At 68.4% G+C, this 253-nt stretch carries 1 protein-coding gene; it reads left to right on the forward strand.

Features of this window, described 5'->3' with window-relative positions:
• On the forward strand, positions 1-253 hold a 253-nt coding region (locus tag NLU14_RS22520), incomplete at both ends, for an ATP-binding cassette domain-containing protein (RefSeq protein WP_275710807.1).

Below are 253 nucleotides of genomic sequence, written 5' to 3' on the forward strand. Positions count from 1 at the left end.
CTGGCCCGCTTCCAGGACCGGCTGGCGGGCAAGCTTTCGGGCGGCATGAAGCAGAAGCTGGGCCTTGCCTGCGCGCTGGTGAAGACGCCCAGGGTGCTGCTGCTCGACGAGCCCGGCGTCGGCGTCGATCCGATCAGCCGCCGCGAGCTCTGGAGCATGGTGGGGGATCTGACGGGGCAGGGCATCGGCGTGCTCTGGTCCACCGCCTATCTCGACGAGGCGGAGAAGTGCGACACCGTCTATCTGCTCAACG

This window comes from Marinobacter iranensis (genome assembly GCF_029207565.1).
GTDB classification, from domain to species: Bacteria; Pseudomonadota; Gammaproteobacteria; order Pseudomonadales; family Oleiphilaceae; genus Marinobacter; species Marinobacter iranensis.